The organism is Nitrospirae bacterium YQR-1 (assembly GCA_039908095.1).
Taxonomy (GTDB): domain Bacteria; phylum Nitrospirota; class Thermodesulfovibrionia; order Thermodesulfovibrionales; family Magnetobacteriaceae; genus Magnetomonas.
On record JAMOBJ010000076.1, the window covers coordinates 1 to 1511 of the forward strand.

Annotated in this window: 1 protein-coding gene; it reads right to left on the reverse strand. The window is 31.0% G+C overall.

What is annotated here, in order from left to right:
• Positions 1-49 precede the first annotated feature (49 nt).
• Positions 50-1511, reverse strand: a 1462-nt coding sequence (locus H7844_15935) for a hypothetical protein (protein MEO5358768.1), incomplete at its 5' end; no start/stop codon positions are given.

Genomic DNA, 1511 nt, shown 5'->3' on the forward strand with positions numbered 1-1511 from the left:
CTTTCTGTCATTCCGTTTTCTTTTTCTGTCATTCCTTTTTCCCTTTCTGTCACACCTTTGTATTCATTAAAATCGATGTAAGTAAACATTTAGTACTTTCATCTCCCATAAATGAGTGGCTTATATCAGAAAACGATATAAATTTTACATTTTCAGGTATCTCCGATGGTTTTCCCCTGCCGGATGTAACAACAATAAATGGTATATTTTCTTTCAAGCAACATAACCATTTCTCTATAGCATTACGGTTTATCCAGAATCCTTCTTTTAAAAACTTATCAATTATTCCCTGATGTAATATTAATATGTCAAATTTAAATTGGTTTCCGATATTATCACATAGGCAATTTTTGCCGATAAAAACTTCTTTACCCTTTTCGGATGATATATCCAATGATAATGGTTGATCATTTTCATTTGCTTTCTGTTTTGTAAATTTAGAAATGCTATAAATTGCTAAACTATCAAGTTTATTTCCGATTTCCTTTCCTATTCTTTCATCTGCTACCGCAACCCTTAAAAGACCGCCTTCAATAAGCATAAGAGCTAATTTTATTGACAGATACATGTCAGATGGCGGGGAGGCGATTAGCGTAAAGTGTGGCGAGGCTCCGCTTAAGTTTTCACAATAGATCAAAGGTTTCGATTTGTCATAATCTTTAACATTACTTACAAATAGGTCACCGGTTAAACCATGTCTTGGGTAAGCAATTACCGGCATACCATCTGTCACTATTGCTTCTTTTACTATTACTTTATTTAAAACATTCTTTAAATCATCATTTTTCACATTATTAATTTTTTTCCAATCAGCTTCAGTATCAGAGTCATCTGTACTTATGTTTTCAAGGGTTGGCGGAATTAAATAAGAATAGTATTTTTTTAAATACTCAGAAATATAAGGTTTATTTACAGAGCTTGACTTACTGGTATTTTCAGTAAAGCTTAAATATAAATTAAACTGTTTGCCTTCAACAATATCTTTTCTGACTTTATCTCTCAGATGTTTAATCCATTCAGTGTAAATCCAAATTTTAAAACTGCCACCCTCATTATTTCTTAATTTGACAGAGTAATCATCCAAACTTAAAACAGCAATTCTCTTAAGAGCAAATGGGTGTGTATTTTCATAATGAGTAAAATCTTGTTTGTTACCTACCCAAAAAAGGCGGGTCGGTAATTTTTCGATATTCGCTCCAATGTCATCGAAAATAGTGTCTGTTATCTCATGTTTTAAGTTTTCTTCTGATGGTGGTATTATTAACATAAATTCACAATCTTTATTTTTGAATATATTTGACATACTCTCTGATTCATAATTAACAATAAAAATATTTTCATGCTCAAGTTTCTTAACTTCTTCATTTTTTATTGCATCAGAGAAGTTTACAACTATTACCTCTTTAGATATTGGCAGACTTAATATATATTTTAAATAAAGCTTATCGTTTAGTATTCCAGGAGCTGCTTCAATCATTTTAAAATTTTCATCACCGTCGAACCCTAAAACC